General features: G+C 51.2%; 19 protein-coding genes. 9 read left to right on the top strand and 10 right to left on the bottom strand.

The genetic code is table 11. The features are described from left to right. Positions 1–8: 8 nt before the first annotated feature. On the bottom strand, positions 9–512 hold the full coding sequence (locus tag ACFOMG_RS02585) for an arsenate reductase ArsC (protein WP_376864592.1): 504 nt from the start codon (positions 510–512) through the stop codon (positions 9–11). 172 nt (positions 513–684) lie between these two features. Continuing rightward, positions 685–1,029: a metalloregulator ArsR/SmtB family transcription factor gene (locus ACFOMG_RS02580; RefSeq protein WP_376864591.1), complete on the bottom strand. Its 345-nt coding sequence runs from the start codon at positions 1,027–1,029 to the stop codon at positions 685–687. Positions 1,030–1,222: 193 nt separating this feature from the next. On the opposite strand from ACFOMG_RS02580, the gene ACFOMG_RS02575 reads away from it, so the two are divergent. From ACFOMG_RS02575 to sph, 3 genes are all read left to right on the top strand, one after another. After that, positions 1,223–2,491, top strand: a complete 1,269-nt coding sequence (locus ACFOMG_RS02575) for a saccharopine dehydrogenase family protein (RefSeq protein WP_376864589.1) — start codon at positions 1,223–1,225, stop codon at positions 2,489–2,491. 26 nt (positions 2,492–2,517) lie between these two features. After that, the gene (locus tag ACFOMG_RS02570; protein WP_376864588.1) at positions 2,518–2,934 is read left to right on the top strand and encodes a hypothetical protein; all 417 of its coding nucleotides are present in this window, start codon (positions 2,518–2,520) and stop codon (positions 2,932–2,934) included. A gap of 121 nt (positions 2,935–3,055) precedes the next feature. Continuing rightward, complete coding sequence (gene sph, locus ACFOMG_RS02565; RefSeq protein WP_376864587.1) at positions 3,056–4,648, top strand: sphingomyelin phosphodiesterase; 1,593 nt, start codon at positions 3,056–3,058, stop codon at positions 4,646–4,648. A gap of 95 nt (positions 4,649–4,743) precedes the next feature. Here the strand turns inward: sph and ACFOMG_RS02560 are convergent, their stop codons facing one another. The 3 genes from ACFOMG_RS02560 to ACFOMG_RS02550 are packed head-to-tail and all read right to left on the bottom strand — an operon-like array spanning position 4,744 to position 7,208. Then, entirely contained in the window at positions 4,744–5,208 is a 465-nt protein-coding gene (locus tag ACFOMG_RS02560) for a hypothetical protein (RefSeq protein ID WP_376864586.1), read from the bottom strand. A gap of 34 nt (positions 5,209–5,242) precedes the next feature. Further along, positions 5,243–5,950, bottom strand: a complete 708-nt coding sequence (locus tag ACFOMG_RS02555; protein ID WP_376864584.1) for an OmpA family protein — start codon at positions 5,948–5,950, stop codon at positions 5,243–5,245. A 10-nt stretch (positions 5,951–5,960) separates the two neighbouring features. Further along, on the bottom strand, positions 5,961–7,208 hold the full coding sequence (locus tag ACFOMG_RS02550; RefSeq protein WP_376864582.1) for a hypothetical protein: 1,248 nt from the start codon (positions 7,206–7,208) through the stop codon (positions 5,961–5,963). Between the two features lie 415 nt (positions 7,209–7,623). On the opposite strand from ACFOMG_RS02550, the gene ACFOMG_RS02545 reads away from it, so the two are divergent. From ACFOMG_RS02545 to ACFOMG_RS02525, 5 genes are all read left to right on the top strand, one after another. Continuing rightward, positions 7,624–10,113: an acyl-CoA dehydrogenase gene (locus ACFOMG_RS02545; protein WP_376864581.1), complete on the top strand. Its 2,490-nt coding sequence runs from the start codon at positions 7,624–7,626 to the stop codon at positions 10,111–10,113. A gap of 75 nt (positions 10,114–10,188) precedes the next feature. Then, positions 10,189–10,509, top strand: a complete 321-nt coding sequence (locus tag ACFOMG_RS02540; protein ID WP_376864579.1) for a hypothetical protein — start codon at positions 10,189–10,191, stop codon at positions 10,507–10,509. Positions 10,510–10,604: 95 nt separating this feature from the next. Continuing rightward, on the top strand, positions 10,605–10,925 hold the full coding sequence (locus ACFOMG_RS02535) for a YbjQ family protein (RefSeq protein ID WP_376864578.1): 321 nt from the start codon (positions 10,605–10,607) through the stop codon (positions 10,923–10,925). Next, positions 10,925–11,416 (top strand): YbjQ family protein, encoded by a 492-nt coding sequence (locus ACFOMG_RS02530; RefSeq protein WP_376864577.1) that lies wholly within the window; start codon positions 10,925–10,927, stop codon positions 11,414–11,416. The genes ACFOMG_RS02535 and ACFOMG_RS02530 overlap by 1 nt, the downstream gene beginning before the upstream one ends. A 6-nt stretch (positions 11,417–11,422) precedes the next feature. Next, complete coding sequence (locus ACFOMG_RS02525; RefSeq protein WP_376864576.1) at positions 11,423–12,235, top strand: M48 family metallopeptidase; 813 nt, start codon at positions 11,423–11,425, stop codon at positions 12,233–12,235. Here the strand turns inward: ACFOMG_RS02525 and ACFOMG_RS02520 are convergent, their stop codons facing one another. The 4 genes from ACFOMG_RS02520 to trxB form a co-directional block, all read right to left on the bottom strand. Then, a complete protein-coding gene (locus tag ACFOMG_RS02520; protein ID WP_376864574.1) occupies positions 12,236–13,642 on the bottom strand; it encodes an ATP-binding protein in 1,407 nt (468 codons plus the stop codon). After that, positions 13,639–14,343 carry a response regulator transcription factor gene (locus tag ACFOMG_RS02515; protein ID WP_376864573.1) on the bottom strand — a complete coding sequence of 235 codons (705 nt, stop codon included), beginning with the start codon at positions 14,341–14,343 and terminating at the stop codon, positions 13,639–13,641. The genes ACFOMG_RS02520 and ACFOMG_RS02515 overlap by 4 nt, the downstream gene beginning before the upstream one ends. A gap of 93 nt (positions 14,344–14,436) precedes the next feature. Then, entirely contained in the window at positions 14,437–16,419 is a 1,983-nt protein-coding gene (locus ACFOMG_RS02510; RefSeq protein WP_376864572.1) for a TonB-dependent receptor domain-containing protein, read from the bottom strand. A 167-nt stretch (positions 16,420–16,586) separates the two neighbouring features. Further along, a complete protein-coding gene (trxB, locus tag ACFOMG_RS02505) occupies positions 16,587–17,543 on the bottom strand; it encodes a thioredoxin-disulfide reductase (RefSeq protein ID WP_376864571.1) in 957 nt (318 codons plus the stop codon). Between the two features lie 395 nt (positions 17,544–17,938). On the opposite strand from trxB, the gene ACFOMG_RS02500 reads away from it, so the two are divergent. After that, a complete protein-coding gene (locus ACFOMG_RS02500) occupies positions 17,939–18,655 on the top strand; it encodes a hypothetical protein (RefSeq protein ID WP_376864570.1) in 717 nt (238 codons plus the stop codon). A gap of 69 nt (positions 18,656–18,724) precedes the next feature. Here the strand turns inward: ACFOMG_RS02500 and ACFOMG_RS02495 are convergent, their stop codons facing one another. Continuing rightward, on the bottom strand, positions 18,725–20,410 hold the full coding sequence (locus tag ACFOMG_RS02495; RefSeq protein WP_376864569.1) for a hypothetical protein: 1,686 nt from the start codon (positions 20,408–20,410) through the stop codon (positions 18,725–18,727). Positions 20,411–20,454: the final 44 nt, after the last annotated feature.

Genomic DNA, 20,454 nt, shown 5'->3' with positions numbered 1-20,454 from the left:
TCCGTCTCTTAATTTACTGTGCTTAAATCGGTTAACAACTGACGCAGCGAGCTGTCGCCTGTCACGCTGCCGTCAAGGTCGGCCGCGATTAATGCTTCAATACGCTTAGTTAAGGTGCTGGCAACGGTCTCAAATAACGCCGCCTGCCCGGCTGCATCGGTTAACTTAGACGGGTCCTGCAGCCCCCAGTGCGCTTTAATACCTTTACCGAAAAATAGCGGGCAAGACTCACCTGCGGCACTGTCACACACGGTAATGGCAATCACCGGCTGTTCATCAGACACAGCAAAATAGTCTTCGAATTCATCCCAGCTCTGGCTTTGTAAACCCTCGGTCGCAATGCCCTTGCGCTGCAGAAAATCCAGCGTGCCCGGATACACTTCTCCGGCAGGCTGACTGCCAGCGCTGCGTACCTGCCAGTTCGCGCCCTGTTGAGCAATAACGTCACGGGCAATGGCTTCGGCCAGAATGCTGCGACAGCGATTATGGGTGCAGATAAACAATAATTTCACGAGATTAATCTCTTCAGATTTTCCAAATAGAAAAACTCAGATTCTTTTTAATAGCAGCAACAGGATGTTGCGGGCACATCGCAGGCACAGGGACGTGCCTTGCGACGTGTGCGGCAAAAAAGAATGTGAATTTTTCTATCCCAGTAACGCTAACACTCTAGCCATTAGCGCTTTAACAACAGTCAGTCTGTTCCGCACGCTGCGGACTGACCTTACATAAACGTTGGTTAATATCGGTAAGAAACTCAGCGTTATGCGTTAACGTATGAGCAATCAGCTCTTTTGCCCAATCATCCAGCTGCGGATGCAACGAATAATGCACCCACTGGCCGCGCTTCTCGCCCTGCAACAGCTCACACTCACGCAACTGTGCCAAATGGCGCGATACCTTGGGCTGACTCAGCTGCAATGCCTCCGTCAGCTCACAAACACACAACTCGCCATGCTGCTCAATCAGTAACAACAGCGCCAGGCGGGTTTCATCACTCATACATTTAAACAGGGTTTGTGGCTGCACAACGTCCGGCCTCATAAAACATTTGGAAAATCATATATATGATTTTCCATATATTCAACCCCTGAGCAGGATCCTGCTTCGGGGCCTGCACTTTGCCGGTTCTCTGAAACGGCATCATTGGCCCTTAATCTGGCTGGCAAACACTGTTAACTTGCCGTAATCAAACCACTGAAAACAGCATCTGGAATCTGATATGCCTGCAAAAAAGAAAAAGGAATACGATCTGATTGTGTTTGGTGCCAGCAGCTTTGTTGGTGAAATTCTTACCCGTTATCTGGCTCAGACCTATGGCCTGGACGGCGAGCTGAAGTGGGCCATTGCCGGCCGCAGCGAACGCAAATTACAACAGGTACGCGGCACATTGGCGCCGGTGTTAGGCAGCGATGCCAAAAACGTCGAAATTCTGCTGGCCGACGCCAGTGATGAAACGGCGCTGCAACAGCTGACCGAACAAACCAAGGTGATTGTTTCCACCGTCGGGCCTTATGCGTTATACGGCGAAACTCTGGTTAAGGTGTGCGCCGAAAATGGCACCGACTATTGTGACCTGACCGGCGAAGCCCAATGGATCAAACGTATGCTGGAAAAATACGAGGCCAAAGCGCAGCAGTCCGGTGCCCGTATTGTGCATTGTTGTGGCTTTGATTCAGTACCATCGGATATGGGCGTGTATTTCCTGCAACAACAGGCCGAGCAGGAATTCGGCAGCATGGCTGAGCGTATTAAAATGCGGGTTAAAGCAGCGAAAGGTGGCATGTCGGGCGGCACCATCGCCAGTATCATCAATCTGACTAAAGAAGCAGTGGCCAACCCGTCATTACGCAAAGAGCTGGCTGACCCCTATTCCATCTGTCCACCGGGTAGCGGCTTCTCCGCCCGCCAGCCGAATATCAAAGGTGCAGTGATGGACAACGACTTTAAATCCTGGGCCACGCCGTTCATTATGGCGGCGATTAACACCCGGGTGGTTCATCGCTCGAACGCCTTACGTGACAAAGCGTATGGCGAAAACTTTATTTACGACGAAGCCATGTTAACCGGTAAAGGCCTGAAAGGTCGAATGACAGCCATGGCCGTGGTAGCAGGCCTGGCTGCCTTTATGGCGGGCGCTGTGGTCAAACCAACCCGCTGGTTGCTGGAGAATTATGTCTTGCCCAAGCCCGGCGAAGGACCAACACCAAAACAACAGGAAGAAGGCTTTTACGATATCCGTTTCAAAGGCTTCCTGAACGACGGCCGCATCATTGTTACCAAAGTGACCGGCGACCGTGATCCGGGTTATGGCTCCACCGCCAAAGTGCTGGGGCAGGCCGCCGTATCACTGGCACTCGATTTCCATACCGGCACCCGTAAAAAAGGCAAAAAAGGCGGTTTCTGGACACCCGCTTCAATCTTCGACGAACGCTATATTCAGCGCCTGCGTGATCATGCCGGTGTGGCGTTTGAAGTGCTGGAAAAGTAGCCAGATTCTGACAAGCGAAAAAATTGATGGCCAACATTCATGTTTTTTACCAGCATCGGGTCGATGGGCCCGAGCTGGTTAACTTTGAAAACCAAATCCGTTCACACCGTGACCTCTGCGACCTGATGGATCGTTACCCCTGGACCGAAGAGCAACGCCTCACCGACGAAACCGGAGAAGGTGGTGGCTTTCATTTCACCCTTAAGGGCCACAATAACCAATATGCCGTTTATCAGTTTACCCCGGTTGATGCTCAGCGCGGTCTGCTTGACCTCAGTATTGTGATCAAACCAGGTTGGCTTGGCGTATTCGGGCGCCAGGCGCTCGAACAGCATTTTGATGTGTTAACCATCAGCGCGGCTCAGCAACAATTAAAAGAACTGTTCAGCCATTCTCCGGAAACATTGTACCGGTGTTATAAAAACCAGCCGCAACAACCCTGAGGTTGAGCACCGGCTGAAATTGGCACGCGAGAACCATTTCCCCCGAACCTGACACTCTATAGAATGCCAGAGCATGAGAAGGGACTCTCTGACATAACAACAAAAACCCCAGAGGTCCTTTATGATACCCAAACTCACCCTGCTGCAACCGCTGTTGCTCGGCCTGTCGCTGGCCACTGCCCTGCCACTGCAGGCGATGTCACAAACACCGGACAGCACAGATACCACAACTCAGTCATCAGCCACTTCATCACCAACTACCTCGTCAGCGGCCAGCGGGCTGGCGTACGCCGATGATTTAAAATTGCTGGCCTACAACGTCTTTATGTTGCCTGGCGCGGTTTCAAACTATGGTCAGTCGGAACGTGCCGGACTGATTCTGCAATCCGATGTGATTCACGGCCACGATGTCGTCATCCTCAATGAGCTGTTTCATAACAGTGCATCCGCAATTCTGCTGGACGGCCTGAAAGCAGACTATCCGAACCAGACGCCGGTCATGGGCCGTGGTTACGATGGCTGGGACCAGACTCTGGGAGCCTACAGCAGTACCACACCGGAAGATGGCGGCGTGGCGATTGTCAGCCGCTGGCCAATCGAAGAGAAAATCCAGTTTGTCTATAAAGATGCCTGTTCGGCCGACTGGTTCTCCAACAAGGGCTTTGTTTACGTACGCCTGAACAAAAACGGCCACGATTATCACGTAATTGGCACCCATGCTCAGGCCCAGAACAGTGGGTGTGACGATGCCGCTGCGGTGCGGAAAAAACAATTTACAGAAATGCAGCAGTTTATTACGGCTAAAAATATTCCCGCCGATGAGGTGTTATTTATTGGTGGCGACTTTAATGTCATCAAGAGCAGTGACGAATACCCGGATATGCTGGAAACCTTACGTGTTAGTGCGCCGGATGCCTACGCCGGGTTCGACACGTCCTGGGATCCGGAATCCAATGGTATGGCCGCCACACAGTACCCGGATTTACCGAGCGAATACCTCGACTATATTTTTGTGTCCCGCGATCATGCCCAGCCAACACACTGGCACAACCAGTCGCTGGACGTTACTTCGCCCCGCTGGAGTGTCGATAATTACCAGTATCAGGAGTTGTCTGACCATTATCCGATTGCCGGTTTCTCTTACGCCGATGAAAACACCCGCACCGAAAGTTACCGCTACGTGAACCAGCCGTATTCAGAGGTAAAATTCCGCAACCAGGCCAACGGCGCTTATATCAAAATTAACGCCAGCGACAATGACGGCTGGCTGAAAGTGAACGGCACTGCCGGCGACGCTGCGGCCAGCTTTAATCTGGATAACTGGTTCCCGAAAAACCGCGCCTTCTGTATTCGCAGCAATGACTTTGTTCAGGTACAGGGCAACCTGCGTGCCGGCTCTTACTGGAACTGGTGGCTTGGCGGTGGTGGCGGAAACTATGCTTACTTCACCAGGCAGGATAATGCCTCCAACAAATTACGGATTCGTATTCTGAACGATGACGGCGACTGCCTGAAAGATGGTGATAAAGTTGCTTTTGTCGATCGCAGTACCGTCAGTGGCAGCGACTATTACCTGCAACGCTGGCCATCCGGTTCCTGGACCGATCATTTATACATGTGGTCAGATTCAGTGGGAGACAACGAAACCTTCAGCGTTGAAATGGGCGAGGGTGAAAAACAGGACTGGAGCGCAAAACTGCGTTACCCACAATAATCGCGACATTACTATGAGCTGGCGAAGCAATTCTGGCTTATGGTTTAAAGAGGTCACCCATCCGGGTGGGTGATCTCTGTGATCCGACGCCGCATTTACACCGGATAAAACGGATATAATTTTTTAAACTCCGCCAGATCAAACTCTTCCTGAACATGCTCGGTAAATTCACTGCGCCGCACCCGGCGACTGTCCACACCGTGATATTGCAATAGCGCCAGGCATTCCACGCACAGATCATCCGTTTGGTTATGTTCCGTTCCGGCATGAACCGCAATCTGGCGATGACGTAATTGTTGTACCGCCTGACAATAGGCCAGGTGGTATTGGCCATCGTGAGTTAGCCATAAACGTGAGTTTTTATACGCCAGGGTTTTATCTTTCAGCGCACGTAATTCTGCGGCATTTATCGCAAAATCACCGGCCTCCAGCCCTTCACGTTCGGAATAGGTCAGTTGTTTTTGTGGGTCAAATAACTCGAAGTCACCCAGTTCCTCAGCACCCATTTTCTGCCGCAGTTTATTGAGTTCAGGATCTTGTAAAAAATCAGCGAGTTTCATTATTTTTACCGCTTGTCGTGGACAAGGTCCACTCCTACAAAACTTTTTCCAGGATGGTAGCAATCCGGCTATCCGCATCGGTGCGCACCCGGAACTCTACCCGCCGAGAACCTTCAGCATTTTCATCACCGTTATCCGCACGCACCACTTTGGCGGACGATAAACCGTTGGCGGTTAAGTGCGATTTCAGCCAGTCTTTATTATCGGCCACTTTATTCAGACCAAGCACATACCCCAGAGTGCTGCGGGTACGTTCCTGAGATAAATCCATATTACGGATATAAGCATCATCGGCATCGGAAGCACCCGACCAGGCACTGGAGGTATGCCCTTCAATACGCACCTCGAGAATATCGTTACGGTATTTCGGCTGGGTAATAATATCGACGTAACGAGGAAAAAAGTCGGCCAGAATAGCGGCAAATTCCGGTTTTAATTCCGCCTGCCCCTGATCGAACAACACATCGCTGTTGTTAAAGCGAAACGCCAGATCTTTATCCAGCTCGGCGCCCCAGCGTTGCATGTCCGGTGCAAATTCAGTCTGCAAATCATCGTATAGCTGAGTACGCAGGTGATCGTAGAGAATAGCAATATCGCGGATTTTATTACGCTCAGTTTCCACGTTTACCATAAACACGATGGAGATCAGCATAAACACCATCATCAGGCCAGCCATTAAGTCTGACACCGCCACCCAATGACCTTCCTGTTCTTTTAACTGCTCCAGTTCGTTTTCATTCATCCGGGCACACTCACTTATCGTCGTCGGTAACGGATTCCGCCACCTTGACCAGCTGTTGCAGTCGTTTGGTCAGTGGTGTGTAGTCACTGACAAACTTTTCCGATAATGCGGTCAGCTGCATACCAAAGGATTTCAGTGCTTTGTTCAGCTCTTCTTCCATGCTTTCGTCCAGTGTCACCACCTGACGTTCGACCCGTTCTCCCAGACGTTGTAATTGCTGCAGGCTGTGATGTTGTTGTTGCTGTAAACGTTCATGACTGGATTGCAGCTGTTGCTCCAACTGCTCCTCAACTCCACGCTGCATGGCTGCTAACTGCTCCACCGCCCAGCGTTGCTGCGACTGCACCGCCTCACTCATGCCCTGAGTCAGCGCCACCACCCGCTCTTCCAGCTTTGGTAAACCGTCGGCGGCATGATTCACCAGATCGGCCAGTGACCCCAACTGCGACTGCAGATTCTGGCGTTGTGCCTCCAGGCCATTGAGCAGATCCTGCAACGACTCAGAAATGCCGTTAAAAGCGTTAGCGTGTTTCACCATGTATTCAAATGCCTGACTGGCTTCTTTCATCGAGCCGGAGGTACGCTCCTGCTCGGTGATCAGCTGCTGCAACTGATCACGATAGTTATTCTGCCAGTCGAGCATTTTGCCAACGCTTTCGTTCAGGCGTTTAAAGTTGTCGCCGTATTGTTCGTTAATGCGGGTATTAAAGTCGCGCATCACCGCTTCAATCGCCTGCACCAACGCCTTGGCGTTGGCTTCGGCCATACGCTCCTGGTAACTCTCTAGCGTGTTAATCACCGCATTCAGACGATCCAGGGTTTGCAGATGATTACGCTGAAACTGTTGCGGTAAGGCCTGTGCATTATCCTGGTTAAACTGATCGGCCAGATGTTTTAACGAAGCATCCAGATCATCAATGGTCGCCACCCGGGTCTGACTGGTTTCACGCCGGCCGACCTGAGACAGGGCCGCGCGGATCTTTAACGTTAACGCCCCCAGCAGACCCACAATCGACGACCAGAAGGCAGTTTTTAAGCCGTCCATCAGCTTGGGCACACTGCCCTGAATGTCGGTGGTATCAAAGTGCCATAAGCCCAGCGCCACACCAAGAAAGGTACCAAAAATACCAATACTGGTAAGAATATTGGGGGCAATCTCCGCCGTCCGGTTGGAATAGCGGAAAATATGGAAGTACAGGGTCAGAACAATAATCACGGCCATTAAGGCCAGCGTCCATCCCGAAAATTGCGCCATCATGTAATAAGGTCTCAAACCAAAATGGGTTTATTACAAAGCAGTCTAGTTCAGGATTTTTATTTCGCGTATTGGCTATATAAAACCGGCTTTAAAACCGTCATAACACGCCATAGTTACTGGCCAGAGGCCACATCCGACCCGTATTAAAACTGATCACTGATTCCTGAGCACAGAAGTCAGGTTTTACCCGCATAATATTTTCTTTATTTTCATCAATTGAGGATTTTTTATTGCCTTGTTGGCATTTGCGCAAGGGTGGACAGAGTGTTTAGAATCGCAGATTACGCCTGCGAGTGGTGTTATTGCCTCGCAGTGAGTAACTCAAACCAACAACTTTATTGCCGCCTCTGCCGGGCCTGCATCGCGCTGCGGTTGCTGGCTGACAGTGTCACGGCACAGACCTGAGGATTACATCATGTCGACAACTCTGGGGAGCGTGCTCCTGATCGTTGCGCTGCTGGGCTTAGCCTACAAGCGCGCTAACCTGAAAACCTCCGCAATTGTGGTCGGTGTTATTGCTGCCCTGGCTTTCTTTGGCCCGGCCTCAGCAACACTCACGACCATTGCTGTTGTTCTGACAGCTGTGTTTGCGGTACTGAGCCTGGAAAGCTTCCGCGCTAACACCATTACCCGTCCTATCTTCGCTATCTATAAGAAGATTCTGCCTGAGATGTCCGAAACCGAAGCAACTGCTCTGGAAGCCGGTACTGTATGGTGGGATGGTGAACTGTTCGCAGGAAAGCCAAACTGGAACAAGCTGATTGATCATCCGAATCCAACGCTGGCGCCGGAAGAACAAGCCTTCCTCGATAATCAGGTTGAGACGCTGTGCTCCATGGTTGATGAGTGGGAAATCTCCAATCAGGGCGACATGTCTAAAGAAGTGTGGGAATACATCCAGAAAGAACGCTTCTTCTCGATGATCATCCCTAAAGAATACGGTGGTCTGGGCTTCTCGGCGCAGGCACAATCAGCCGTGCTGCAGAAGCTGTCTGGCCTGTCTGGTGCAGTATTCTCTACCGTTGGTGTACCTAACTCATTAGGCCCTGGCGAACTGTTACTGAAGTACGGTACGCAGGAACAGAAAGACCACTACCTGCCACGTCTGGCGGATGGTCGTGAAATCCCGTGTTTTGGTCTGACTGGCCCACGTGCCGGTTCTGACGCCACTTCCCTGCCGGATACCGGTGTGGTCTGCAAAGGCGAATGGGAAGGCAAAGAAGTACTGGGTCTGAAACTGAACTTCTCCAAGCGTTACATCACGCTGGCTCCGGTTGCGACCGTTGTTGGTCTGGCGTTCCGTATGTTCGACCCGGACAAGCTGCTGGGCGACAAGTACGACATCGGTATCACCGTTGCGCTGTTGCCACGTCACCTGCAAGGTATGGACATTGGTAACCGTCATAAGCCAATTGGTTCTCCGTTTATGAACGGCCCGATTGTCGGTAAAGACGTGTTTATCCCACTGGACTTCATCATTGGTGGCGCTGCTAACGCTGGTGAAGGCTGGCGTATGCTGGTTGAGTGTCTGTCTGTTGGTCGTTGTATCACCCTGCCTTCATCTGGTGCCGGTGGTGGTAAATACGGCATCGCAGCCGCCGGTGCTTACGCCCGTATTCGTCGTCAGTTTGGTGTGCCGATTGCGAAACTGGAAGGTGTTCAGGATTCTCTGGCGCGTATCGCCGGTAACGCCTACATCTCGGCTGCGGCGGCACGTGTCACTGCCATCTCTATCGATCAGGGTGAGAAGCCTTCTGTACCGTCTGCCATCCTGAAATACAACCTGACCGAAGCGGCTCGTCAGATCGCGATCGACAGCATGGACGTTCACGGTGGTAAGGCCATTATCCGTGGCCCGGGTAACTACATTGAAAGCGGTTACTCTTCAGTACCGGTTGCCATCACGGTGGAAGGCGCGAACATCCTGACTCGTTCTATGATCACCTTTGGTCAGGGCGCGATCCGTTGTCATCCATTCGTACTGCCAGAAATGGACGCTGCGAAAGCTGACGACCTGAAAGCGTTCGACAAAGCACTGTTCGGCCACTTCGGTTTCATCTTCTCTAACATGTCCCGTTCTGCGGTACTGAGCCTGACTAACGCGGCATTCACCAGCGTTCCGGTTTCCGGCCCAACCAAAAAGTACTACAAACAAATCAACCGTTATGCCGCTAACTTCGCCCTGGCGGTTGATATGTGTATGTTCTCTCTGGGTGGCGAGCTGAAGTTCCGCGAACTGATCTCTGCCCGTCTGGCGGACATGGTATCTAAAATGTACCTGGCTTCCATGGTACTGAAACACTGGGAAGATCAGGGTCGTAACAAAGAAGACCTGATCCTGGTGGAATACGCCATGGACAAGCTGTTCTCTGAGTTTGAAGCCGCTCAGGACGGCCTGATCAAGAACCTGCCAGCGCGTCCGGTTGCCTGGTTACTGCGTGCCCTGACACTGCCTCTGGGTCGCACTGCCAAAGCACCGAGCGATAAAACCATTGCCAAGATCGTTGACCTGACGTCAGCGGCCACCGGCACCCGCGAGCGCCTGATTGAAGGCATCTATCGTGGTGACAATGGTAAAAACCCGCTGTTTATGTACGACTCTTTGTTGTCTCGCGCCGAAAAAGCCGAGCCTATCTATAAGAAGATTGGCATTGCACTGAAAGAAGGTAAGTTCAACGAAGCCAACCTGACCATCGAAGGTCGCATCCACGATGCGGTTGAGATGAACGTTCTGACCAAAGACGAAGGCGACTTTATGATTGCCTTCGAGAAGGACGTGCTGGATATGGTGAATGTCGATGACTTCCCGCTGGAGCACTTCGGTGAAGTTGCGATCAAACACGACGCACCGGCAGCGGCTAGAAAAGCCACGAAGAAAAAGGCCTCTGACACAGAACAAGCCTGATCTTTGTGCTAACCCGCCACGGGGTTAGCCAGCGCTAAGGCTGAAAAACCCGCTACCTCAGTGGCGGGTTTTTTTATGGCTGTCTGGTTGTCATGGCCGATGGTTTTAATAATTGAGCCACAGCAGCTACGCCATTATTATCTGTTACTCTCTTATACCGATATTTCTCAGAGGTTTGTTATGGTGCTGTTTTTCCCGATGCAACAAGAACTCGATTGCATCAGCGATGGTGGTGATATTCTCGGTAAAATCCGCTTCGACGGCGCTCAGCAAAAACATATCTTTGATGCCGACGTCACGGCCAGCATCTCAGCACAACAACACACCCTGATTGAGCAGAAGCTGGCGACACTGGATGGCGGTCAGCACACCATCCCAATGCAGGATGATGACTGACTGCCGTTAAACCGGGCAGATATGGGTCATCAACACGACACCTTTGGCACAATAAAAAAATTGGTTATGATCAAGTTCTGCAACAGGAGTAAATTATGCTGATCAGCAATATGGAAGTGGTACCCGGCAAAAAAATTGTCCGTCATCTGGGCCTGGTTCAGGGCAGCACCGTACGAGCCAAACACGCTGGCCGCGATATTATGGCCGGTTTTAAAAATATCTTCGGTGGTGAGCTGAAAGGCTATACAGAGCTGTTATCGGAATCACGTGATGAAGCGGTTGCCCGGTTAACCGAGCAGGCTCAGGCCATTGGTGCTAACGCCGTGGTGAATGTCCGTTTTTCCACCTCGTCGATCGCCGCCGGTGCATCTGAGATTTTTGTTTACGGTACCGCGGTGGTCGTGGAGGATCGCTGATGCAACAGCTGATTATTTTCCTGGTCCTGCTTGGGCTGGGCTATTTTTTTGGCCGTATGGCCGAATCCCGTCATTACAAAAGTATCCACAGCCGGGAAACGGCCTACCGCAAATTACTGGTCATGCCGGAAAAATTTCCGCCCATCGATTACGCCCGGCATGACAGCCGGATGGTGAGTGGCAATGTGGTGATTTCGGTTGATTATTTTAAAACCGTGGCGGCAGGTCTGCGCAGTGTCTTTGGCGGGCGTGTCAGTGCTTATGAAAGCCTGCTTGATCGTGCCCGCCGCGAAGCCATTTTACGCATGCAGGAAGAAGCCAGGCGTTATGGCGCTGATGCCGTGTACAACCTGAAATTTGAAACCGCCCGGATTGGCCAGAATGCCGGTCAAAGCCTTGGCTCGGTTGAGGTACTGGCGTATGGCACCGCCCTGATTCCAACGCCTCAGATGCGTGCAGAACGCTTCGCTGCCGCACAGGCCAGCCACTGACAGCGTATGAGTCAACAGCCACGGGAAAACCCGCAACTGCCCGATCATATTAATAACCGCAACGAACATCCGCTGAAGGATTTCCTGATTCTGGCGGTTGCCGCCCTGCTGCTGATTTCATTATTAACCTGGCTGGTGGCCGCCAGCGCGACCTGGCTGGCACCCAACATACCCTATCAGTGGGAATTCAGCGGCAGCAACAGTAACAGCGACTTATCCGCCGAAGAACAGGCATTAACCAGCCTGCTGGATAAGCTGTTGGATGACGACGCATTACCGGTACAACTGCATTATCTGGCCGATGAAACCAGCGCCAACGCCTTTGCGACACTCGGTGGCCATATTTTTATTACCCGCGGCTTGCTGGAAAACATCCACTCTGAAAATGGCCTGGCGATGGTATTGGCCCATGAATACGCCCATATTGAGTTACGTCACCCAATGACACTGGCACTGGAACAGTTATCGATTGGTTTATTATTGAGTTTAATGGGCAGCGACAACCTGGCTCAGAGTGTCAGCCAGAATACTTCCATGCTGACGGTATTATCCTTCAGCCGCGATATGGAACGTGCCGCCGACCAGTTTGCCTTACAGCGCCTGCGCGCGACTTATGGCCACACCCGGGGGGCAGACGAGTTTTTTAATCAGATTCAACAGCTGGAACAGCAACACTCAGCAACAGACTCCGGCTGGCTGGAATTTTTGCAGACTCACCCGCTCACCAGCACACGCATCAATAATATCCGTCAGCAGATGTCCGGGGGTGAATTAACACCCATCGCTCATGTGCTGCAAAAGCGCTCAGCAGAGCCATAATCAGCCCGGCAGCCAGACATTAACGGTCAGCCCTGCGCTGTCGGCAGCACAACTCGCCTGCGGGTTATTCAGCTGGACACTGATTCGTCCTCCCACAGCGTGAATCTGTCGCCGGGTTAACGCCAGTCCTAAACCATAACCCGGAACCGCCTGACTACGCGCCTTGTCTGCGCGGAAAAAAGGCTCAAACATAGCTTCCAGATATTCAGGGTCTATCCCGACTCCCTGATCCCTGATGCGTATTAATAATTCATTTTCCAACGCCATCAGAGTGACACTGACAGTGCTGCCGGGAGGACTGTACTTCAGTGCATTGCGCAGTATATTTTCCAGTGCCTGACCAAGCGCCCGGTGGTTGCTGTTGTTCAGCTCATACTGGTCTGGCAGATTCAGCTGCAGCTGATGATCCGGAAACTCGAACTGCGCATCATCGGCCAGCGCTTCAATTAATAAACACACATCCAGCGTTTCTGTGGTGAAGTTTTTCTCTGCATTAAACTCTTCATTATCCAGCCACGACAGCGTCAGGGTATCCTCCAGCAAAGTCTGCATGCCGTTAACTTCACGTTCGAGACGCTGCCATAGCGGATCATCAGTGTTACACCCCATTGCCAGTTTAATCCGGGTAATCGGCGTGCGCAGCTCGTGGGAGATATCCTGAATCAGCTGACGCTGACGTTGCACCAGCAAGCCGATACGATCGGCCATCTGATCGAAGCTGCGACCCAGTTCGCCGAGCTCATCCGCTCGTGGCCCCAGTGCCGCAGCAGTACGCACCTGGTAATCGCCACGACTGAAACGCTGTGTCGCGTCCTGTAACAACACCAGTGGTTTAGCCAGATGGCGATAAATCAACAAGGCAAATATCGCCACCAGCAATACCGGCAGACCATACTGAATCGTCCCCTCGATCTCACGCCAATAAGTACCGGGACGCATATGCTGTGGCAGCTGAATCATCAGAAAATAGCCGGTATCCGCCATTGGCAGTTTTAATACCGGATTAAAGCTGTAATACAAATGAATAGGCAATGCGACAGAACGTCCGGTGCCCAGATCTTTCTGCCCCCAGAAAACCTGCCGGTCATAACTTCCGGCGAGAAACTGCGATTCAGTTTTCATAATCGCGGCCCAGGTATTCTCCCGTTGCCGGAGGGTATCAATCCATTGATTCAGTTTCAGGCGACGCTGCTCCGGGTCCGGAGTCTGCCAATAAATATCCGCACTCCGCCGGGCATAATCACGCAGCAGTTGCTGATTTTCAGCACTAATGACACTCAGTTTACGCTGGCTGTAATCACTGACAAATACCACTGCAGAAATTAACAGCAGCGTTGACAAGGCCATGGTCAGATACAACTTGGCAAACAAACGCAGTGGTAACAGCCCCGGCTTAAGAAACCTCATAATCCGGAGGTATCCAGGCAATATCCCTGACCCCGGACCGTTTTTATGGTCGTTATGGGAACACCTTCCAGAGAGAGTTTTTTGCGTAATTTACTGATATGCATATCCAGAGTCCGGTCATAACGGCTGAACTCGCGTAATAATACGTTCTGGTATAAAAAGGCTTTATTTAACACCTGCCCTGCATGGTCGGCCAGTACCTTAAGCAGGTCATACTCTAATAACGTCAGTGTGATTTCAGCGTCACACCTCGGCCCTGTAATACAAACACTGGCCTGCTGCTGGTTAAACGCAAAAAACGGTTGTCCGGAGTTGCCATAATGGGGAAATAATTCTGGCTTGGTACGCCGTAAAATGGCTTCAACTCTGAGATGTAATTCAACCATATTAAACGGTTTGATCAGATAGTCATCGGCTCCTGTTTTAAATCCCTGTATACGCTCCTGCTCACCGCCGAGGGCGGTCAGAATCAGCACCGGTGTCTGATGGTGCTGACGCAGTTCCGACAAAACCTGAAAGCCATCTTTTTCAGGCATCATAATATCCAGTAAAATCAGATCGTAATAATCAGCAATAGCCAGCTCAACACCACGCTGGCCATCAGCAGCAGAACTAATCTGATAACCAAGGTGGCTGAGCTTTTCGCAAAGTAACTGATTAACAGTATGATCATCTTCAATGATCAGAATCCTGGCGGACATAATATTCTCTTACTGTTAGCTTAAAACGACAAAAGCCCCGTACTGACAACAGTACGGAGCTCGCTGCGGGCTGTTAAATAATAGGCATCACGGTCAGAATCGCAGTGCAGCACTCAGGCGCAGTTCTCGCCCGGCCTCAGGTAAACCGGAAATATTCTCCCAGCCAGCGTTATGGCTGAAATCTTCCAGACTCGCATGACTCATATACTGGCGATCAAACAGATTTTTAACCGCTATATTTAACGTCAGCGTATCGTGCAAAGGTTGCCAGCGAAGATAAATATCATGTACGGCATAACCTGGCTTATCGGTTGCTATTTTATCCCCACCCAGATCCAGCTTGATATCGTTAACATCATTAACGGCTTCCATATTCCAGCCGGCCTGCAGAGACGCATTAAGCTGATAATCCGCATTCAGAATCAGGGTATCACCAACAGAAACACCGGAAGAGCTGTAAACATAACGCGAGACTTTTTCACCATCCTGTTTGCTGTCCGCGCTATTTAAAGCGGCAGTTAACAATAATTTATCCAGAGTAACGCTGGCATTCAGATAAAAGCCGGTGGTTTTAATATCGTCTTTATGGTTGATATATTCCTTAGACCATGGCAAATCTCCGGCAATCGCATCTTTAATAACCGCCTGGTAAGCACCCATAGCAACGGCAAGGTTATCACCATTAAATTCAACGCCTAACTCAGTGTTATCGACCTTTTCCGCTTTCAGTGCCGGGCTGTTAAACGACGATCCCAGTTTGAAAGAGTCCGTCACCGTTACACCACGAATAGCCTGGGCATAACCGGCACTCACACTGAAACCGCCCCCCAACACATAGTTGGCACTCAGATTTGGCGAATAGCCATCATCCTCCAGCTTCTGACCAGCTGCATCTTTCAGATAATAATCGTCATAGCGAATACCAGTTGTAACGGTTAAGTCATCCGTTACATGCATGATATCCTGCAGGAAAGCACCACGAACCCGGCCTTGTTCATCAATTTCCGGCGTGGTAACTAATTCTCCGGCGCGGGATAAGTATTGAGATTCCTGCAGCAGACTCTGGTCATTGCGGAGATCAATACCATAAACCAGCTGATGGCTGCCGATAACACTGATATTCTGGATGCGACCACCGGTCGTTTGGATATAACCTTCATAATCAAAACCATCAATGGCACGCTTCTGATTACTTTTAGTCTGATAGGCGTTAACGCTGAATGCGATCAGCGGACTGGCACTGTCAAAGGTATAATTCGCGATAGCCGTATCGCGTTTGGCCGTGGTATCTGACAGCGGATTTTTCGGCCCGGGTTTCCACTCCGGTCGATACAGAATATCACCGCTTTCTTTTAACGCTTCATAGCTCAGCGACACCTTATGTGATTGAGCAAACCGACTTACTAACTTGGCATAACCCAGGTTCTGATCCGATCCGGTGCCTGCCATTTCATCACCGTTACCATCTTTAACATCGTTAAAGTTGGCGGCGATAACGCTGGCCATTGCGGATAATTGTTCATCACCGGCAAATACGGTGGCGCTGTTTTTCGTACTGCTGCCATTGGAAAAATAACCCGACTTCAGTAATACACCGGCTTTTTCACCCGGATTTAATAAATCCAGAGGGTCTTTCGTCGTGAATCGTATCGTGCCCCCCAAGGCACCGGCACCGGCTGTTGCACTACCGGCACCGGCTTCGATTTCGACCTGCTTTAACAGTTCAGGTTCGATCGCAACCCGACCGGAGTGGTGAAACACTGCTCCGGCCTGTTCTGCGCCATCAACGGAGATATTCAGCATATCTTCGCCAATGTTGCGCAGATAAATTTTCTGGCCTAGACCTAACGGCCCTCCCACACTGACCTGCGGATTATTACGAAAAATATCGCTGAGATCCTGCGCCTGAATATTCTCCAGCTGCTCAGCTGTGATTAATTCATCCAGGCCAGCCGTTGCTTGTCCTTCGACTTTCACCATATTCAGCTGAACAGCCTGTGGACTGTTTTCTGCCACCACCTGTACCGCACCACTGACAAACACAGCCACCGCCAGTACTTTAGGCGAACCCAACATAACACACCTCCAATTCGAACTAAATCTATTTGAGATGTATTATCAATATCATTTACAAAATGTGTAGCATTTTTACAATTGTTACAGTCAGATCCGCAAGTAAGCCAAAAAAAAGCCACCACTGCGCCGGCAGTGGTGGCCTTATGACCTGGTGTCTGGCTGAGAGCTCAGCCTTCCAGATTGTCCAGATAACGCTCTGCGTCCAGCGCGGCCATACAACCGGTTCCGGCAGAGGTAATCGCCTGACGATAAATATGATCCATCACATCACCCGCGGCGAACACGCCTTCAACGCTGGTTTGTGTGGCATTACCTGCGGTACCGCTTTGTACTGTCAGGTAACCGTCTTTCATTTCCAGCTGGCCTGCAAAAATGCCGGTGTTCGGCTGGTGACCAATAGCAACAAAAATGCCTTCCAGATCGATATCTTCGGTGCTGCCGGTTTCGCGGTTTTTAATGCGCATACCCGTCACGCCCATATCGTCGCCCAGTACTTCATCCAGCTCGTTGTTCCACTTGATGGTGACATTACCGTTGGTGGCTTTATCGAGCAATTTGTCGGCCAGGATTTTTTCACTGCGGAAGCTGTCGCGACGATGCACCACCACAACTTCTTTAGCGATGTTCGATAAATATAAGGCCTCTTCGACCGCCGTGTTACCACCACCAATCACAGCCACACGCTTATTGCGGTAGAAGAAACCGTCACAGGTAGCACAGGCCGATACGCCTTTACCTTTAAACGCTTCTTCGCTGTCCAGGCCCAGGTATTTGGCCGATGCACCGGTACAGATGATCAGTGAATCACAGGTGTATTCACCGCTGTCGCCCTTCAGCCGGAACGGCCGTTGCTGCAATTCCACCTCACTGATCTGATCGAAGATGATTTCAGTTTCAAAACGCTCGGCGTGGGCTTTCATACGCTCCATCAGCGCCGGCCCCTGTACACCGTCGTTGTCGCCGGGCCAGTTATCCACATCGGTGGTGGTGGTCAGCTGACCGCCCATCTGCATACCGGTGATCATCACCGGGTTGAGGTTGGCGCGTGCAGCGTAAACGGCAGCGGTATAACCCGCCGGGCCAGAACCCAGAATCAATAACTTAACGTGACGTGCTTCGCTCACCCTGATGTCTCCACATTCATAATTTTCAAATCGCCCGGCATTATAGGACTTAACACCCTGTCACCCAATGACTTTGTAACGCCGTGGCAAGACCAATATCGACCAAGCTTATCGCTATTGGTTTCTACCGTTAAATTGATATTACCAATATATCTATTTAACAAGACTATCGGCAGGCAGCCCGGCCGCGGTTCTTCTATACTGGATGTACGGCCTTTAAGCCGTGCTTACAAAAATCCTGCCACTCAGATTTTCTGGATGAATATCAATGAGTTAACGATTTTTATGACAACCACTGAACAGACCGTCAAAGATTCTGCGTTGTTGCCCTGCTGAATATGCTGCACCATGGCAACGCAGAATAAAAACCAACAAGAAAAAAGGGCTGCGCCATCATGACCAAGCGCCAAGAAATACAGCAGAAATCCCGCCTCGGTACGCTGTTAATTCACAAAGGATTAATTACCCGCCAACAACTGGATCAGGCACTGACCGAACAGGCCCAGACCGGCCTGAGGCTCGGTGAAGTACTGGTTAACAACCACTGCATCACAGAGAAGCAGCTTAATAAAGCGCTGAAACGGCAGTCGCGCTATCGTCTGATTGCCGCCGTCAGTGCGATGTTACTTGGCCCGATTCAGCCCTTTATGGCCAACGCCAATGCTGCCGTCGACGATGACCGCGCCATTGCCGAACAAACAATTAATCAACGCGCTGGTATGCAGGCACTGAGCGATCAGGCTCTGGGGGCCGTTACTGGTCAGGCCGCCGGCAGCCAATACGAAGAGCTGATCGATATCATCAATGGCAGTGGCAGCATAGATTCAGAAGATGAGTTATCACTAACGACCCTTGAGTCGATCGCCGGAGCCCTGATTCCCGGCGCTAATCTGCTGGAATCCGATATGGAAATAAGCGGCGTGGAATACGAACCCGGCCCACGCACCACACTGAATGCCGATGGTTCGCTGGACGTTAAAGTACCCACCCGGATCAAACAGGTTGCCTTCCGTAATGTGCGGGTGACCGGTGCTTCCGGTGCCCATATGGGCGATGTCACACTCAGTGATATTAATCTGGAAGGCATGAGCGTACGTATTAATCTGCGTTAACAAGCGGTGGATTAAACAAACAGGCCAGCAGCATTCGCTGCTGGCCTGTTTTTGTTGTTGCCCGGTCAGTTATTGCAGAAAAGTATTAATCAGATCTGCCTTCTGGCCGCCGGCCTGAGCCGCTATCTGAGCCAGCTGCTGACGCTCGGCCTGGCTCAGCTGATCGACCTGCCAGTTTGCCAGAATCGCCATCGTGACCTGATCGGAGTTTTCCGACTGCAAATGTGTAATCAGCGCCGGGCGTTGCTGCGCCTGCTGACTGAGCACCAGCGCCGCGGCATAACGTTGTTTGGCACTGCCCTGATCCAGCGCCTGTAACATCTGCGGCTCCAGACCAGATAGCCCGGCATTGCCTGCCGCCAATATCGCACTGGCCGACTGTGCGTTATTTTCCCTTAACGCCTGCTCCACCTGCGCTCTCAGTGTACTGGTCATATAATCACTGTGCTGTTGGCGTTGCTTAAGCTGCGACAGACTGGTGCCCATATTAATCAGGGCGTTGTTTTTGACATTGCTGCTTTCAGCCGGGTTATTGGCTAACCGGGAAAAATAATCAAATGCCCCGGGCGTTAATTGCGAATGACTGCTGACCGCCACCATCATCCGCACCTTCTGCATATCCACCGCAGTACCGCCATCAGGCGGCAGATTATCGAGAGTCTCCAGCATAAAACCTTCAGCATCCGGGCGTCCGCTGGCACCCAGAGCAAAAATCAGATCTCGCTTCACCTGATCACTGAGATCCGCCTGCAATAACGCCTCGGCCGTCTGATAAGCACTGAAATGATCGAGAATATAGTTGGCGGCCTGACGCAACGCTGCCATATCACGGTTGTCATTAAACTGCCCCAGTATCTGCCACATTTGCTGCTCGTTCGCCAACGGCTGGCCCAGCGAGTCACCATCCACCGCCGCCACATTCCAGTGATTAGCACTATTGGCAGACGGCTGATAATTCAGCGCACTGAGATCCGCATACGGCGCCTGTTGTTGCGCCTTGATGGTAAACCGGATGAATCCCTGCTTAGCGCCAGCCTGCAACGCCTGGCGTTCGACCGAACCTAATGATTGCGGCAGGCAACCGGAGCCAAGCGTCACCTGCCAGTCACTCTGATAATCACTGAACGAATTCACCAGGCTGGTAAAGTTAGCCGTGGTCGGAAAAGCAGCCCGTTCCACCGTCAGCTGGCCAGCCTCGGAGTGATGCCGGTAGCGGTAAGTCCGTTGCAACGGGTCATAACTGAAAAAATAATTATTACCGGTTTCTCCCACCGATAATGCTTTTAACAACTGCGATAACATCGCCATCGGGTGTTTTTTCATTAACCCGAGATCATTAAAGGCGGTAAATAATGAATAGTTGCCGGCACTGATACGACTGAGAAACAGCACATCCGGCAATGTCATGTCACCCTGACCTTCGTTAATCCGGATATCGCTGGCCAGACCTTTCACCACATCGCCATTAGCCTGGCTGAGCTGAGTTTTAAAACGCAGTCGCGAGTCGTATACCGGCTGCCCATTAATTTCAGAATAGATACTGACGGTCACATCATAAGCAACATGTAATGCGGCATTTTTCTGGCAACTGAATATCAGTGGCGCCTGACCACTGTCCAGCAGGTCCGGGGAAACAAACTGCGGCGCCCCGGTCGGTAAGGTGCGGATATAACCATAAACCAGAGCCGCAGCCAGCAAGGCTAAGGTAACCACTAACAATAAAGTTCGTTTAATTATTTTTTTTACAACACGCATGACAGCTAAGCCGGAAATTTTGTTAATAACACGCAAAAAGCCCG

The organism is Bacterioplanoides pacificum, assembly GCF_042648445.1.
GTDB lineage: Bacteria > Pseudomonadota > Gammaproteobacteria > Pseudomonadales > Oceanobacteraceae > Bacterioplanoides > Bacterioplanoides pacificum.
The sequence above is the reverse complement of the archived record's forward strand: the minus strand, read 5'-3'. Positions and strand labels throughout refer to the sequence as shown.